General features: G+C 75.2%; 8 protein-coding genes and 2 pseudogenes. 6 read left to right on the top strand and 4 right to left on the bottom strand.

Going from position 1 to position 15356, the window contains the following annotated elements:
* The first annotated feature begins 180 nt into the window (after positions 1 to 180).
* Both ACFXOZ_RS31600 and ACFXOZ_RS31595 read left to right on the top strand, forming a co-directional pair.
* Positions 181 to 1320, top strand: a complete 1140-nt coding sequence (locus ACFXOZ_RS31600; RefSeq protein WP_380593502.1) for a hypothetical protein — start codon at positions 181 to 183, stop codon at positions 1318 to 1320.
* A 25-nt stretch (positions 1321 to 1345) separates the two neighbouring features.
* Positions 1346 to 2206 carry a DUF3592 domain-containing protein gene (locus ACFXOZ_RS31595; RefSeq protein ID WP_380593501.1) on the top strand — a complete coding sequence of 287 codons (861 nt, stop codon included), beginning with the start codon at positions 1346 to 1348 and terminating at the stop codon, positions 2204 to 2206.
* A gap of 16 nt (positions 2207 to 2222) precedes the next feature.
* Here ACFXOZ_RS31595 and ACFXOZ_RS31590 read toward each other — a convergent pair whose 3' ends face one another.
* A complete protein-coding gene (locus tag ACFXOZ_RS31590; protein WP_380593500.1) occupies positions 2223 to 3464 on the bottom strand; it encodes a CynX/NimT family MFS transporter in 1242 nt (413 codons plus the stop codon).
* Positions 3461 to 4192, bottom strand: coding sequence for a FadR/GntR family transcriptional regulator (locus ACFXOZ_RS31585; protein ID WP_380593499.1), 732 nt, complete (start codon positions 4190 to 4192; stop codon positions 3461 to 3463). The genes ACFXOZ_RS31590 and ACFXOZ_RS31585 overlap by 4 nt, the downstream gene beginning before the upstream one ends.
* 180 nt (positions 4193 to 4372) lie before the next feature.
* On the opposite strand from ACFXOZ_RS31585, the gene ACFXOZ_RS31580 reads away from it, so the two are divergent.
* Positions 4373 to 4573 carry a hypothetical protein gene (locus tag ACFXOZ_RS31580; RefSeq protein ID WP_380523749.1) on the top strand — a complete coding sequence of 67 codons (201 nt, stop codon included), beginning with the start codon at positions 4373 to 4375 and terminating at the stop codon, positions 4571 to 4573.
* Positions 4574 to 4651: 78 nt separating this feature from the next.
* Here ACFXOZ_RS31580 and ACFXOZ_RS31575 read toward each other — a convergent pair whose 3' ends face one another.
* Positions 4652 to 5524, bottom strand: coding sequence for a helix-turn-helix transcriptional regulator (locus tag ACFXOZ_RS31575; protein ID WP_380593498.1), 873 nt, complete (start codon positions 5522 to 5524; stop codon positions 4652 to 4654).
* Between the two features lie 118 nt (positions 5525 to 5642).
* Here ACFXOZ_RS31575 and ACFXOZ_RS31570 point away from each other — a divergent pair, with 118 nt between their 5' ends.
* Positions 5643 to 6707 (top strand): aldo/keto reductase, encoded by a 1065-nt coding sequence (locus tag ACFXOZ_RS31570; protein WP_380593497.1) that lies wholly within the window; start codon positions 5643 to 5645, stop codon positions 6705 to 6707.
* Positions 6708 to 6779: 72 nt separating this feature from the next.
* On the opposite strand, the gene ACFXOZ_RS31565 is transcribed toward ACFXOZ_RS31570, so the two are convergent.
* Positions 6780 to 12863, bottom strand: a complete 6084-nt coding sequence (locus ACFXOZ_RS31565) for a beta-ketoacyl synthase N-terminal-like domain-containing protein (RefSeq protein ID WP_380593496.1) — start codon at positions 12861 to 12863, stop codon at positions 6780 to 6782.
* Positions 12864 to 13237: 374 nt separating this feature from the next.
* Here ACFXOZ_RS31565 and ACFXOZ_RS31560 point away from each other — a divergent pair.
* Both ACFXOZ_RS31560 and ACFXOZ_RS31555 read left to right on the top strand, forming a co-directional pair.
* Positions 13238 to 13816 (top strand): annotated as a pseudogene (locus tag ACFXOZ_RS31560) (carbohydrate binding domain-containing protein); the annotation flags it as partial.
* A gap of 207 nt (positions 13817 to 14023) precedes the next feature.
* Positions 14024 to 14983, top strand: a pseudogene (locus ACFXOZ_RS31555) (chitinase); the annotation flags it as partial.
* Between the last annotated feature and the right edge of the window lie 373 nt (positions 14984 to 15356).

Here is a 15356-nt window from a genome sequence, read left to right as displayed (position 1 = left end):
GGCCAGGGCATCGTTGACGGCTCACCGCTGCGGGGGGCCGGGGGGGCCCGGGGGCCCCGGGCCGCCGGGCACCGCCGAGGTCAAGAGGGGAAGGCGGTGCGGGAGTTGTGATCGGCTTGTGACCGTTCCGGGTACCCGCGGGACTGTCGGCGGTTGCCCGGGACGTGCACAATCTGCCGCATGACGACAGCCGCGGGCGGACCGCCCTCGCCGAACACGCCGTCCAAACTCGCCCTGGGCCTGCTCACCGGTGCCGTGATCGGGGCGTCGCTGGCCGGGTTCGTCAGCGGCTGCGTGCTCGGGCGGACCTCGTTGGTCGTCCTGTCGCTCGCACTGCCGGCGGCCTACGGGCTGGTGGCGTTCCTCGCCTCGCTGCCGCGCTGGGGCCGGGAGGCGGCGGCCGTGCCGGTACGGGCGCTGGCGCTGATCGAGGAGCGGGAGGCGGTCAGGGGCGAGAGCAGTGACGTCCCGGTGCAGTTCGAGCTGAGCGTGGTGCCGGACGGCGCGCCCGGGTTCCGGGTGGGGATCCGGCAGGAGATCAACCTCGTCGAACTCCCCGACTACCGGCCGGGCGGGATCGTGGTGGTGGAGTACCCGCCGGACCGGCCGTGGAAGGCGCGGATCGTGAAGCGGCCCACGCCGGAGTGGGAACGGCGCGTGGCCGGGGCCAGGTTGGACTCGGTGCCCGGCCCGGCGATGCGGGAGGAGAGCGGGCCGGGCTGTGCGGGTTGCCTGCTGACCGTCCTCGGCCTGCTGCTGGGCGTGGGCGCCGTGCTGCTGCCGTTCCACACCGAGCTGTTCGCCGTGGTCGAGGACGGGACCGGCACGGCCCGGCCGGCCGTCACCTCCTCCTCGGAATCCTCCTCCTCGGAATCCTCGTCCGCCACGATCACCGTGACCTCGGCGACCGGCACGGTCGCCCTCGGCCCGGGGCAGTCCATGCTGGACCAGGGCGAACTGCGCAAGGCCGTCGAGTCGTTGACCCCGGGTGGCGAGCCGCGCCAGGCACTCGCCGTCGTCGTGCAGGACCGTCAGCTGACGGTGGTCCTCAACCCGGCCGACGGTGTCCCGGGTGCCGGTGCCCCGGGTGCGGGGAAGGGTCCCGGGTTCGATCCGCGCTCGCTTCCTTACGAGCGGATCCCCGGCCTGGTGGAGGAGGCCCGGAGCACCCTCGGCGTCAAGGCTCCGAAGAGCTGGCAGCTGACCGCCGACGGGACCACCGGCGCGCTGACGCTCAGGATCGTGGTGACCGGCGAGAGCGGCTCCGCGACGCTGGAGGCGGACGGCCGGGGCCAGGTGCTGCGGCGCAACGGCGGCTGACCGGTACGGACGGAGGAGGAGTGCGATGGGGTGGGACGAGATCCTGCTGCTCTGGTGCGGGCTGTGGGCCGTGGTGGCCCTGGTCGGGCTGGTCAGGTCGCTGGCCGGGGTGACCGCGGACCAGCGGAAGGTCCGGCTGACGGGGCGGATCGTCCGGGTGACCGAGCCCCGGCACGGTGGCTCGGGCAAGGGCGGGATCCCGGTGGTCGTCCGCTACCGGGACCCGGTCTCGGGTGAGGAGGTCGAGGTCACCAACGACGGCGAGCGCGGCGAGATGATCACCGTCGCGTGGGAGGGCCGGGAGCTCGGCATCGGGTACCCGCCGGGCCGCCCGCACGCCTACCGGTTCTCTCCCGTCGACGAGGAACCCGGCCGCGGGCTGGGTCGGCCGGGCCTCGCGCTCTTCCTGGTCTGTGCCGGGCTGGTGGCGTTGGCCGCCGTCCGCTGGGGGTGGCCGTGGGCCCTGATCGGTGTGGCCGGCCCGTGGGCCGTCGCCGGGATCGTCCTGCTCCCGCGAGCGGTACGGGAGAAGGCCGACCGGATCACCAGGCTGGCGGCGCTGGAGGCGGTGCCCGGCCGGGTCGTCGCGGTGCTCAGGGACGTCAGCGTCGACGAGGACGGCGACACCTCGACCACCATCACCCCGGTGCTGTCCTTCACCACCCGGGACGGCACGGTCGTCACGGCGCACTGCCGGAACGATCTCCCGGGCCCGCCCCGGACGTACGGCCTGGAACTGACGGTCCATCATGATCCTGCGGATCCGGCCGTGTTCATGCTGGACCGGTCCGCCGGGCAGCGCTCGGCGGAGCGGGGCGTGCTGTACCACGCGGTGATGATCGTGGTCCTGGTGGCCACGACCGTGGCGGGAGTGGTCCTCCTCTGAGCCGGGAGCGCCGGGCTCAGCGGGCGGGCGGCCTCACGTGGCGGTCCTGGCCCGCGCCGTACCCGACGGCCGCCATCGCGGTGCTCAGGACGGCCAGGAGCCCGAGGGGAAGCGTCCAGCTGCCGGTGGCGTCGTGCAGGATGCCGAGCAGGAGCGGGCCGGCCGCCGCCACGAGGTAGCCGACGGACTGTGCCATGCCCGCCAGCGCGGCCGCCTCGCCGGCGCTGCCGACGCGTTCGCTCTGGAAGCTCAGCGCCAGGACCAGGCACACGCCGGTGCCCAGCCCGAGCAGGGTGCAGGCCACGACGGTCAGGCCCGGGGCCGACAGCAGGACGGCGAAGCCGGCGGCGACGACGACCGAGGCCCCGGCCGCGGTCCACCGCTGGTCGTGGTGGCCCCGGGTGAGCAGCGGAAGGGCGCTGCTCGCGGCGAGCGCGATCACCTGGTAGTAGAACAGCATCCAGCCGACCGTGGTGCTGTCGGCGCCCTGGTGGAGCAGGATGCTGGGCAGCCAGGCGACGGCGGTGTAGAAGCCCAGGGACTGCAGGCCCATGAACAGGCTCACCTGCCAGGCCAGCGGGGACCGCCAGGGCGCGGGGGAGTGGGTCGCGCCGGTGCCCGCCCCGGGGCGGTCGTGCCGCAGCCGGGGCAGCCAGACGATGAACGCGGCGACGGTGAAGGCGGTGCCCCAGGCCAGCGCGGTGTGCCAGCTGCCCGGCAGGCTGTGGGCCAGCGGCGCGGAGATCCCGGAGGAGAGCGCGGCCGTGAGGCCCATGACCGTCACGTAGAGCGCGCTGACGCCCTGGATGCGGTGGGCGGGCACGTTGCGCCGGATCAGCGCGGGCAGCAGGACGTTGCCGAAGGCGATCGCGGCGGAGAGGACCACCGTCCCGGCGAACAGGCAGGCCACCGAGGGGAGCGAGCGGATCACCGTCCCGACGGCCAGCGTCCCGAGCGCCGCCACCAGCAGCCGGGCGCTGCCGAACCGGTGGGAGGCGCGGGCCACCAGGGGGGAGGTGGCGGCGAAGGTCAGCAGTGGGAGGGTGCTCAGCAGGCCGCCCCAACTCGACGTCAGGCCGCTGTCCTGCTCGATCGCCGGGAGCAGTGTGCCGACACCGGTCAGACCGGTGCGCAGGTTCGCCGCGACCAGGCAGATCCCGATGACGAGCCCGACCGACACGGCGGGGCGGGTGCGGTCCGGGGTCGACGCCCCGGCGGTGGGGCGTTCGGTGGACACCGAGGGGGACGGGGAGCTCACTTCGTCACCTCCGCACCGGAGTTGTGGCCGCCAGCGGTGAGGCCACCGGCCTCGTGGCCACGGGTGAGTCGGACGATCGCGGCGGCCGCGTCGCGGGCCCCGTCCTCGTCCCGGCCCTCGATCGCGTCGACGAGCCGCCGGTGCAGTCCGGCGTGCTCCTCGGCGTGGGCCGCGTCCCAGGGCAGGCCGCCGAGGGAGGCGGTGAGCGCGGTGCCGAGGTGGTCGTACACCTCGATCAGCAGGCCGTTCCCGCTCGCCCGCACGACGGCCCGGTGGAACAGCGCGTCCACGCTGCCGGCCAGCGACAGGTCCCCGCCCGCGGCGGCCGCGTCGGCGTCGGCCAACAGCTCCCGCAGCTGCTGCACCTGCTCCTCGTCGCGGCGCAGGGCGGCGGCCCCCGAGGCGTACTCCTCCAGTACGGTCCGCAGTTCGAGGACGTTCGCGCGCTGGGCGGTACCGGCCCGGCGCAGCATGACCGCCTGGAGCTCGCTCGACGAGCGGACGTAGGTGCCGTCCCCCGCCCGGGCCTCCAGCAGTCCGAGGTGCACGAGTGCCCCGATCGCCTCCCGCAGGGTGCTGCGGCCGACCCCGAGTTCCTCGATGAGGGCCTGCTCCGACGGGATCCGGGTGCCCACCGGCCAGCCGCCGGCCTCGATGTGCGAGCGCAGGCTGTCCACGAGTTGCGCGGACAGGCTCGCCGTCCGACGCGGTGTCTTGATGCGTGTCATGGGAGCACCATAGCCAAACATCAGACATTTGAACATCACACTTCTTGTCCCTGCGGGAGTGGGGCGGTCCTGGCCCGCCCTGCCCCCGCTCATCCCCCCTTCACTTGCCTGGACTTTGCAAACTCTTTAAGGTCCTGGATGTCACCGACCGCAGGTCACACCTCCAACGCAAGGGCGGACATGTCGCCGACAGGACGCAGGGACCGCCGAGCCGCCGCCGTGGACCTGGCGGTGCTCCTGGTCGCACTGGTCGCCACCACGCTGGTCTGCCGCGGGCTGGGGGCCGGCCCCTGGCCCGCGATCCTGATCGGCGGGTGTGCGGGGGCGGCCACCACCCGCCTGGGCCTCGGCGCCCGGCTCCTGCGCGGACGACGGGACTGACCGACCGCCCCCGGGCCGCCGCCCCGGGCCGCCGCCCCCGGGGCCGCTGTCACCGGGCCGCCGCCCCCCGAGCCGCTGTCACCGCGCGCACAGCCGGTCCAGGGCGGCGCGGCTCTCCTCGTCCGCGGCGCGGTAGATCAGGAGCCGCAGCTCCGGGTCCTCCAGCGGCAGCAGCACCTCGAAGTCGACGGCGATCGCCCCGACGACCGGATGCCGCAGCAGTTTGCGGCCGCGTCCGTTGACGCGGACCTCCCGCTCGGACCACAGGCGGGCGAAGTCCTCGTCCTGGGTGGTGAATTCGGCGATGAGGTCGGTCAGTGCCCGGTCCTGCGGGTGCGCGGCCCACGCTGCCCGCAGGTGGGCGACCCCGTCCCGCAGCGCACCCTCGCGGTCGGCGTAGAAGCCGCGCATCGCCGGGTGCAGCAGGCAGAGCCGCATCGCGTTGCGCCGGACAGGCGACGGGGTGTCGAAGCCCGGGAGCAGCCGGGCCAGCTCGGGGTTCCAGGCCAGGATGTCGTAGCGGTGGTCCAGCAGCATGGCCGGTAGCGGCGAGAGCTCGTCGACCAGGTGGGCCAGCGACGGCGCCGCGCCGGGGGCGGGCCCGTCGGTACGGCCGGGGCGGCGCCGTCCGGCCAGGTCGAAGAGGTAGTCGCGTTCGCCGGGGTCCAGGCGCAGGGCCCGGGCCAGCGCGGCCAGGACCTCCGCCGAGGGCCGCAGCCCGCGGCCCTGCTCCAGCCGGACCACGTAGTCGGTGCTGACCCCGGCGAGTTCGGCGACCTCCTCGCGGCGCAGCCCCGGTGTCCGCCGGGACCTTCGGCGCGACGGCAGGTCCGGCCGGTCCGGCGCGGAGCGTTCGCGTCGGCTCCGCAGGAAGGCGGCCAGCTCCTGGGTGGTCTGGGTGGCCTGGGTGGTCCAGGTGGTCCGGGTGGTGTCCACGGTTCGGGTCGTCATGGCCGGTCCAACCGTGAGGGTGGGACTGGCCTTCCCAGGAAGGGCCTTCCCTTACCCCCGGCCCGCCGCCGCCACAGACTCGGTCCCGACAAACCGATCACGACCGCAGGAGAACCTGATGGCACTGACCCTCGACGACTACCGGCTGCTGGGCCGGTCGGGGCTGCGGGTCTCACCGCTGGCCCTGGGCACGGCGACCTTCGGCACCGAGTGGGGCTGGGGCGCCGAACGGGACGAGGCCCGGAAGCTGTTCGACCGTTACGTCGAGCTCGGCGGCAACCTCCTCGACACCGCCGACACCTACACCGACGGCAGCTCCGAGCGCCTGCTGGGCGAGTTCGCCCACCAGGAGCGCGAGCGCCTGGTGCTGGCGACCAAGTACTCGACGCTGCGCCGCCCGGGCGACCCCAACTCCGGTGGCGCGCACCGCAAGGCGCTGTTCGGCTCGGTGGAGGGGAGCCTGCGGAGGCTGGACACCGACTACCTCGACCTGCTGTACCTGCACGTCTGGGACTTCCGGACCCCGGTCGAGGAGATCCTGCGGGGGCTGGACGACCTGGTCCGGCAGGGCAAGGTGCTGTACGTGGCGATCTCCAACACCCCGGCCTGGCAGGTGTCCCGGATGCAGGCGATCGCCGACCTGCGCGGCTGGTCGCCGCTGGTCGCGCTGCAGATCGAGTACAGCCTGATCGAACGCACGGGGGAGCGCGACCTGATCCCGATGGCCCGCGAGCTGGGCCTGGGCGTGGTCCCGTACTCGCCGCTGGGCGGCGGGGTGCTCAGCGGCAAGTACCGCCGGGAGGACGTGGCCGCGACCGACGCCGGTGCGGGGGACGGCACCCGCAGGAGCCTCAACCTCGCGCTGGGCACGCTCACCGAGCGCAACCTCGCCGTCGTCGGGGTCGTCCGGGAGGTCGCCGCCGAGCTGGGCCGCACCCCGGCCCAGGTGGCGCTGGCCTGGACCCTGCGGAACCCGGCGGTGACGACCTCGCTGATCGGTGCCCGCACCCTGGCCCAGCTGGAGGACAACCTGGGCGCTCTGGCGGTCGAGTTCTCGGCCGCCCAGCTGGACCGGCTGGACGCGGCGGGCGCGGTCGACCTCGGCCAGCCGCACGAGGTGCTGGCGAGCGACCACCTCCGCCGGGTGACCATGGGCGACCTGCGGATCGAGACCCGCCGGTGACGGCCAGGCCCTGTCCGGCCGACCGGACAGAGCCTGTCCGGACAATGCCTGGTCGGACAGGGCCTGGGCCGGTCACCGTCCGGGGCCCACCGTCCGGGCGAGCCAGGTCCGGATCGCCTCGGCCGTCGTCGCCACGTGCTGGTCGAGCACCGAGAAGTGGTCCCCCGGGATGTCGCCGGGCCGCAGGTGCAGGGTCGGTACGGTCGTCTCCTCCGGCCGGCCGAGGAAGACGCGCACGTACGCGCCCAGGGCCGCGAGCGCGGGCTCGTCCAGGCGGAGCGCGGTGCGGGCCGCCAGCTCGGTGAGCCGTCCCTCGTCCCGGACGGGGTGGGTGTCCAGCAGCACCACGGCCTCGGCACCGACCCGCTCCGCGACGGCCTGCGCGACCAGGCCGCCGGTGGAGCGGCCCAGCAGCACCACCGGCCGGTCGAGCCGCTCGATCGAGGCCGCGTGCGTCCGCACCAGGGCCTCCACGTCCTCCGGTACCGGGCCGCCCCGGTACCCCGGGTGCGGGAGCAGCCACAGGCCGGGCAGGTGCCGGGCCAGCGGACCGTACTCCCCGGGGGGCGAGGTGAAGGCGGGGAAGCAGACGATCGCCGGGCCCGCGCCGTCGCTGAGCCGCTGCGGGGCGACCGGCGGGAAGGCCGCCGCCGACGGCAGTGCCCAGGAGGCGGAGACGAGCAGGTGCATGGCCTCCTGGTGCCGGCCCAGTCCGCACAGCCGGTGGTAGAGGTCGGCGAGCGTTCCCGGGGCCGGCGGCGGGCGCAGCTGGTCGGCGAGGGCCCTCGGGGTGGGGGAGTCGAACACCACGGTGGCGGGCAGCCGCAGGCCGGTTCGCTCCTCCAGCCGGTTGCGCAGCTCGATCGAGGTCAGCGAGTCGAAACCGAGGTCCGGCACCGGGGTGTCCGGGTCCACCTCCGGATAGCTCAGGACGGCGGCGACCTCGGCGCACACCAGCTCCAACAGGTCCGCCGGACGGACCGGTTCCGGTGCGCGCCGCGGCTCCGGGCGGGGGGCGAGGTCGTGGGCGCGGTCGCGGTCGAAGGCGATCGGTACCAGGACCGGCTCGTCGGTGCCCAGCGCGGCCTCCAGGAGCGCCACGCCCTCCGCCGGGGTGAGCGGCAGCAGTCCGGGACCGGCGGACCGGTCGGCCGCCATCCCGACCGTCCACGGGCCCCAGGCCAGCGACAGCGCGGGCAGGCCCAGGCGCTTGCGGTGGCGGGCGAGTTCGTCCAGGTAGCTGTTGGCCGCCGCGTAGTTGGCCTGCCCGGCGTGGCCGAGCACCCCGGCCGCCGACGAGAACAGCACGAAGGCGTCGAGGTCCCGGTGCGCGGTCAGCTCGTGGAGGTGCCGGGCCGCTTCGGCCTTCGGGCGCCACACGGTCGCCAGGCGTTCCGGGGTCATCGAGGTGAGGATCCCGTCGTCCAGGACGCCCGCGGTGTGGATGACGGCCCGCAGGTCCTCGATCGAGTCGACCAGGGCGGCCAGCGCGGCCCGGTCGGTGACGTCCAGCCGGGTCTCGCCGCTGCGACTGGCGACGACGACGCGCACGCCCCCGGCCCGCAGGTGGCCGGCGACCGCGCGTCCCAGCGCGCCGCCGCCGGTGACCAGGACGGTCCCGCGCCAGGCGAAGGAGCCGCCGCCCGCCACCGGGACCAGCTCGGCGCGCTCGGCGACGGTCTCCGGCTCCCCGTCGGCGACCTCGGCCAGGGTGAACCGCCCGGGGTGCTCGGTCTGCGCGACCCGGACCAGCCCGGCCACCGCGGCTCCGGCGAGGTCCCCCGGCCGCACCAGGACGGTCAGGTGCTCGTGGCCGGCCTGCAGCTCCCGCAGCGCGAGCGCCAGGGCGGCGGGCGGGTCCCCGGCCGGCACCTCCAGCAGCTTCCCCCGCGGCTGCCCCGTGACCCGCCGCCACTCCGGACGGAACAGGGCGCCCCGGCCGGTGCCGGCCGCCCGCGCGGTGAGCGACTCGACGCACGCCACCGGCCGGCCCGTACGGTCGGTCAGGTCGATCCGCCCCGCCCGGATCCGGACCCGCAGGGCCGTGGCCCCCCGGGCCAGCAGGTGCACGCCGCGCAGGACGAACGGCACCCCGCCGGTGAGCAGCCGGGCCGGGTGCAGGGCCGCGTCGAACAGGGCGGGGTGCAGGGCGTACCGCCCGGCGTCGGGGAAGTCGCCGCGGACCTCGCCGAAGAGCTCGTCGCCGCGCCGCCACAGGCGGCTCAGCCCGCGGAACGCCGGGCCGTAGTCGGCGTGCTCGACGTCGAGTTCCTCGGCGCCCGGCGGGGGCCACTCGCCGGTCTCCACCTGCGGGGCCGGCCGTGCGTGGAGCCGGCCGTCGGCGCAGCGGACCCCGTTCGCGTACACCTCGAACGCCCGGGTGCCGTCCGGCGCTTCGGGACGGACGACGATCTCGGCCCGCCTGGTCCGGGGCAGGGGCATCGCGGTGTGCAGCACCAGCTCGTCGATGCCGGTGCACCCGGCCCGCTCGCCGGCGTGCAGGACCAGTTCCAGCACGGCCGTGGCGGGCACCAGCGCCGTCCCGTCCACGACGTGGTCGAGCAGCCAGGCGGGGCTGAGGTCGGCGACGCACACCACCTCGCCGGATCCGGGGACGACGACGGTCGACCCGACCAGCGGGTGCTCGGCGCCGGGGTCGAGCCAGTAGCGCCGGCGCCGGAAGGCCCGGGTGCCCCGCAGTCGGGCCGCCGCCCGCTCGGGGTCGGCGGTGGGGACGACGCCCTCGACGAGCGCACCCAGCGTGCTGCCCGGGCCGAGTTCGACCAGGGTGGCACCCCCGACCGCGGCCACCTGGTCGGCGAAGCGGACCGGCTCGCGCAGGTGCCGCACCCAGTGGCCCGGGTCGTCCGGGCGGGCGCCGATCACCGGGATCGCCGGGGGACGGTACGTCAGGCCCTCCGCCACCCGCGCGAACTCCGCCAGCTGGGGGTCCGTCAGGGGGGAGTGGACGGCGTGGCCGACGGTGAGCAGCAGCCGGCCGCGCGCGGTGACCAGCCGCGCGGCGTCGGGCAGCGACAGGACGCCCGCCAGGTGGGCGGCCGCGATCTGCCCGGCGGAGTGCCCGATCAGGGCGTCCGGGCGGTAGCCCCAGGACTCCAGCAGACGGAACATCGCGACCTCGTAGGCGAACAGGGCCGCCTGGGCGAAGTCGGTGCGGTGCACCAGCTCGGTGTCGAGGGCCTCCCGCAGCGCCGGGTCCAGATGGGCGCAGGCCTCCTCGAAGGCCGCGGCGAACACGGGGTGCCCGGCGGCCGACTCCCGCCCCATCCCCGGCTTCTGCGCCCCCTCCCCGGGGAAGAGGTAGGCCGTCCGCAGCTGCTCGTACTCCTCGACGATCACGTGCGCGTTGGTCCCGGAGATCCCGAACGCCGACACCGCGCCACGGCGCGGACGGTCCCGGGCCGGCCAGGGGGTCGGCTCGGTGACCAGCCGGAGCCGGCCGGCGGTCCAGTCGACCTCGCGGGAGGGTTCGTCCACGTGCAGGGTGGCGGGCACCGTCCGGTGGCGCATCGCCATCACGGTCTTGATCACCCCGGCGACCCCGGCGGCGGCCTGGGTGTGCCCGAGGTTGGACTTGACGGTGCCGACCAGCACCGGATCCGGCCGGGCCTGGCCGTAGGTGGCGAGCAGCGCGGCCGCCTCGACCGGGTCGCCCAGGGCGGTTCCGGTGCCATGGGCCTCGACCACGTCCACGTCGGCGCCGGTCAGTCCGGCGTCGGCCAGCGCCTGCTGGATCACCGCGGCCTGGGCGGGGCCGCTGGGCGCGGTGAGTCCGTTGGACGCCCCGTCCTGGTTGACCGCCGAGCCGCGCAGCAGGGCCAGGACCGGGTGGCCGTTGCGCACCGCGTCCTCGACCCGCTCCAGGAGCAGCAGCCCCACCCCCTCCGACCAGACGGTGCCGTCGGCGGCCGCGGAGAACGGCTTCACCCGCCCGTCCGGGGCGAGGCCGCGCTGGCGGCTGAACGCGACGAAGCTGTCCGGGCTCGCCATGACCGTGGCACCCCCGGCCAGGGCCAGGTCGCACTGCCCGCCGCGCAGCGCGTCCGCCGCGAGGTGCAGGGTCACCAGGGAGGAGGAGCAGGCCGTGTCCAGGGTGAGGGCCGGCCCGTGCAGGCCCAGGCCGTAGGCGATCCGCCCGGAGGCCATGCTGCCCGCCGACCCCAGCGCGATCTGGGGCAGGAGCTCGTGGTCGGTGCCCCGGAACCGGCCGGCGTAGTCGTCGTACATCAGGCCCACGTACACGCCCGTGCTGCTGCCGCGCAGCGACTCGGGGGCGATGCCCGCCCGTTCGACGGCCTCCCAGGCCGTCTCCAGCAGCAGCCGGTGCTGGGGGTCGGTGGCCAGCGCCTCCCGCGGTGACATCCGGAAGAACGCGGCGTCGAAGTCGGCCGCGTCGGCGAGGAAGCCGCCGCGGGTGACGTAGCTGGTGCCGACGTGGTCGGGGTCGGGGTGGAACAGCTCGTCGAGGGGCCAGCCCCGGTCCGTGGGGAAGTCCGTGACGGTGTCCCGGCCGGCGGCGACCACCCGCCACAGGTCCTCGGGGCCGGCGATCCCGCCGGGGTAGCGGCAGGCCATCCCGACGATCGCGACCGGCTCGGTGGCCCCGCGCGCGGGGGGCGGCGCGTCGGTGGCCCCGCCGGTCAGGTGGTCCGCCATCGCGCTGGGCGTGGGGTGGTCGAACACCAGCGACGGGCGCAGCGAGACCCCGAGCGCGCTGCCCAGCCGGTCCCGCAGCCGTACGGTGCCGAGCGAGTCCAGACCGGCCTCGGCGAACGGCTGGTCCACCTCCGGTGCCCGGCCGGTGATCCCCTCGGTCTCCCCGCGGACCAGGTCCAGCACGTACTGGAACCGCAGTCGCCGCCGGGCCGGCTTGCCCGAGGAGGTCTGCGGGATGCGGCTGACCGGGCGGATCGCCGCCGGCACCCGGTGCGGGGGCAGGTGCCGGCGGCAGAAGGCCAGGACCGCCGCCGGATCCACCGCGCCGACGACGTAGCCGACCGGTACCTCCCCGAGCACCGGGTCCGGTTCGCCCGCCACGGCCGCTGCCCGGACGTCCGGGCAGCGGGCCAGCACCTGTTCGATCTCGGCGGGGTGGACGTTCTCCCCGCCCCGGATGATGATCTCGCTCGCCCGACCGGTCACCACCAGCCGGCCGCCCTCCTCCCGGCCGAGGTCCCCGGTGGCCTGCCAGTCGACGGCGCCGGGCAACCGCAGCCGGATCTCCCCGTCGACGAACCGGGTCTCGATCCCGGGCAGCACGACGCCGTCGACGGCGACCTTCCCGGAGGCCTCCGTGCTGCCGTACCCGTCGTGCAGCTCGTGGCCGGACACCCGGCGGAACCGCTCGCGCAGCTCCGCCGGCAGCGGGGCGCCGGCCGACAGGCAGAGCGGTGGCAACGGGGCCCCGGCGTCCAGGAGTTGGGCGAAGACCGCGGGCACGCCGCCCAGTGCGGTGAAGGGCGTCCGGCGGAGCAGCCCGGCGGCCGCCTCCGGGGTGAAGCGGTCCATCACGTGGGCGCTCGCGCCCAGGGCCAGCACGCCCACCACGCACATCGAGTGCCCGAAGGCGTGGAACAGCGGCAGCGGCCACAGCAGGTGGTCCTGGGAGGACATGCCCAGCAGGCCCCGGTAGGCGTGGTCGGCCGACCGGAGCCAGGCCCGCTGCGTCGACAGCACGCCCTTCGGGTCCCCGCTCGTTCCCGAGGTGTGGTGCAGCCAGGCGGGCTCGTCCGGAGCGAGGTCGTCGCGGGGCGGGGCGCCGGTGGGGGAGAGCAGCTCGTCCACGGTCACCACCCGGACCCCGGCGACCCGGCGGGCCTGCGCCAGGTGGGCGCGGTCGGTGACCACCAGGTCGGCGCCGCCGTCGGCCAGGCGGAACCGGAGCTCGTCGTCGCCGAGCCGCGGGTCGATCGGCACACCGACGGCGGCGGCGCGGGTGACGCCGAGGGTGGCGGTGATCGCGGGCACCCCGCCGGACAGCTGGAGCGCGACCCGACTGCCGCGCTCGACCCGGAGGTTGCCGGCCACCAGGGCCGTGCGGCGGGCGAGGTCGCCGTAGCTCACCGCACCGCCGGAGTCGGTGAAGGCCGCCCGGTCCGGCTGCTCCGAGGCGTGACGGAGAATCAGCTCGTGCATCTGGCACCCCTGCATTCCGCGGTGTGGTGAACGGGTTCCGGCAACCGTCACCCGCGGCATGATCGTGCGTCAAATCCACTCCGCCCCGGGGCCGGGGCCGGACCGGGCGTTCCCGCGGCCGGCCGGCGGTTGGTCCGATCGGACCCCGGCGACCCGGACCGACACGCCACGGGCGGTGGACGGGCGGCCGTCCGGGTGGCTCAAACCGTGAGTGGTCCAGACCTTAATGGTCCAGACCTATTGACCAACTCCGGCTCCCCTCCTACGATCCGGTCCGGCACAGCCCCACATGTCCCCCACCTCACCCACGGCCGGGCGTCACGCCCCCACGCGTCGGTCACGTCCCTGGCGCCCCGGTCGGAAGGGAGCACAGCATGTTCCGTCGGAGGTCCCGAACCCCACGCCCGTCGGGCGGTTCCCACCCCGCTCCGGAGGCCGGCCGTCCCGGCGGGGAGCCGCGCCGGACGGGTCTGGAACGCGCGTCGCGGCCCACACCCCGGGCCGCCCAGCACCGTCCGAGCGCGCTGGTCCGCTCCCTCGCCGTGGTCGGGACGGCCCCCCTGGTCGGCGCCGGCATCGCGGTGACCGGCTCCGTCACCGCCGGGGCCGCGACCCCCAACCTGGTGGCCAACCCCGGCTTCGAGAGCGGACTCTCCAACTGGACCTGTTCGCCCGGCACGGCGGCGGTGGTCGGCAGCCCGGTGCACTCCGGCAGCGCCGCCCTCCGATCCACGCCGACCGGCCAGGACACCGCCCAGTGCTCCCAGACCATCAGCGTGCAGCCCAACTCCGCGTACACGCTGAGCGCCTACGTCCAGGGCAGCTACGTCTACCTGGGCGCCAGCGGCACCGGCGGCAGCGACCCGTCCACCTGGGCGCCCGGCAACGCCTCCTACGGGCAGCTCAGCGTCAACTTCACCACCGGGCCCGGCACCACCTCGGTGACGGTCTACCTGCACGGCTGGTACGGGCAGCCCGCCTACTACGCGGACGACGTGTCGCTCACCGGCCCCGGCGGCAGCAGCTCCACGCCGCCCACCACCCCGCCGACCACGCCGCCCACGACGCCTCCCACGACCCCGCCGACCACGCCTCCCACCACGCCTCCGACCACGCCCCCCACCACCCCGCCCACGACGCCTCCCACCACCCCGCCGGGCGGCGACACCTGCCCGACCAAGCCCCGGCCCACGGGCAAGGTCCTCCAGGGCTACTGGGAGAACTGGGACGGCGCCGCCAACGGCGTCCACCCGGGCCTGGGCTGGGTGCCCATCACCGACAGCCGGATCGCCGCGCACGGCTACAACGTGATCAACGCCGCCTTCCCGGTGATCCTCTCCGACGGCACCGTGCAGTGGCAGGACGGCATGGACGCCAACGTCAAGGTCTCCACCCCCGCCGAGATGTGCCAGGCCAAGGCGGCCGGGGCGACGATCCTGATGTCCATCGGCGGTGCCGCCGCCGGCATCGACCTGAGCTCCAGCACCGTCGCCGACCGCTTCGTGGCGACCGTCGTCCCGATCCTCAAGAAGTACAACTTCGACGGGATCGACATCGACATCGAGACCGGCCTCTCGGGCAGCGGCGACATCAAGACGCCCTCCGCCTCCCAGGCCAACCTGATGCGCATCATCGACGGAGTGCTGGCCCAGATGCCCGCCGGCTTCGGCCTCACCATGGCCCCCGAGACCGCGTACGTCACCGGCGGGAGCGTCACCTACGGCTCCATCTGGGGCGCCTACCTGCCGATCATCAAGAAGTACGCCGACAACGGCCGGCTGTGGTGGCTGAACATGCAGTACTACAACGGCAGTATGTACGGCTGCTCCGGCGACTCCTACCAGGCCGGTACGGTGCAGGGCTTCACCGTCCAGACCACCTGCCTGAACAACGGCCTCACCATCCAGGGCACCACCGTCAAGGTGCCCTACGACAAGCAGGTGCCCGGCCTCCCGGCCCAGCCGGGTGCCGGCGGCGGCTACCTGGACCCGGGCTCGGTCGGCCAGGCCTGGGGCAACTTCGGCGGCGCCTTGAAGGGCCTGATGACCTGGTCGCTCAACTGGGACGGCTCGAAGGGCTGGACCTTCGGGGACAACGCCAGGTCGCTCCAGGGCCGTTGACGCCGGACCGATCACCGCTGAGACACCGCTGAACCACCACTGAACCACCACCGAAGGCCCGCGCCCCGCCACCCCGGGGCGCGGGCCGTTCAGTTCCCCGCACCACCCCCCGGAGCGCCGCCGGGCCCGCCGTCAGCCGGGCCCGCGTCAGGGAGGCGTCAGGAGTTCGTCAGGGCGGGTGACGGAGCTTGCCCCGGGCATCGGCGCGGGCTTTGATGGACGGCATGCACCGCTCGACCCGCCACCACGACCGCCCGCCGCATAGCCGGCCGCGGTTCGTCGTCGCGGTCGCGGTCGCCACTGCCGTCCGGTAGTACCGAGCTCCTTCCCGCCGGTCACCGGCCGCGCGTACGGGCCCGGGGCAGTCCCGCCG

Source organism: Kitasatospora sp. NPDC059160, from assembly GCF_042755465.1.
GTDB lineage: Bacteria > Actinomycetota > Actinomycetes > Streptomycetales > Streptomycetaceae > Kitasatospora.
Note: the sequence above shows the minus strand (reverse complement) of the source record. Positions and strands in the feature narration are given on the sequence as shown.

Excerpts from the sequence above, each read along its gene's own strand:
- ACFXOZ_RS31600 (WP_380593502.1), top strand. The coding sequence starts at position 181 with ATGACGACAGCCGCGGGCGGACCGCCCTCGCCGAACACGCCGTCCAAA.
- ACFXOZ_RS31595 (WP_380593501.1), top strand. The coding sequence starts at position 1,346 with ATGGGGTGGGACGAGATCCTGCTGCTCTGGTGCGGGCTGTGGGCCGTG.
- ACFXOZ_RS31585 (WP_380593499.1), bottom strand. The coding sequence starts at position 4,192 with ATGACACGCATCAAGACACCGCGTCGGACGGCGAGCCTGTCCGCGCAA.
- ACFXOZ_RS31580 (WP_380523749.1), top strand. The coding sequence starts at position 4,373 with ATGTCGCCGACAGGACGCAGGGACCGCCGAGCCGCCGCCGTGGACCTG.
- ACFXOZ_RS31575 (WP_380593498.1), bottom strand. The coding sequence starts at position 5,524 with ATGACGACCCGAACCGTGGACACCACCCGGACCACCTGGACCACCCAG.
- ACFXOZ_RS31570 (WP_380593497.1), top strand. The coding sequence starts at position 5,643 with ATGGCACTGACCCTCGACGACTACCGGCTGCTGGGCCGGTCGGGGCTG.
- ACFXOZ_RS31565 (WP_380593496.1), bottom strand. The coding sequence starts at position 12,863 with ATGCACGAGCTGATTCTCCGTCACGCCTCGGAGCAGCCGGACCGGGCG.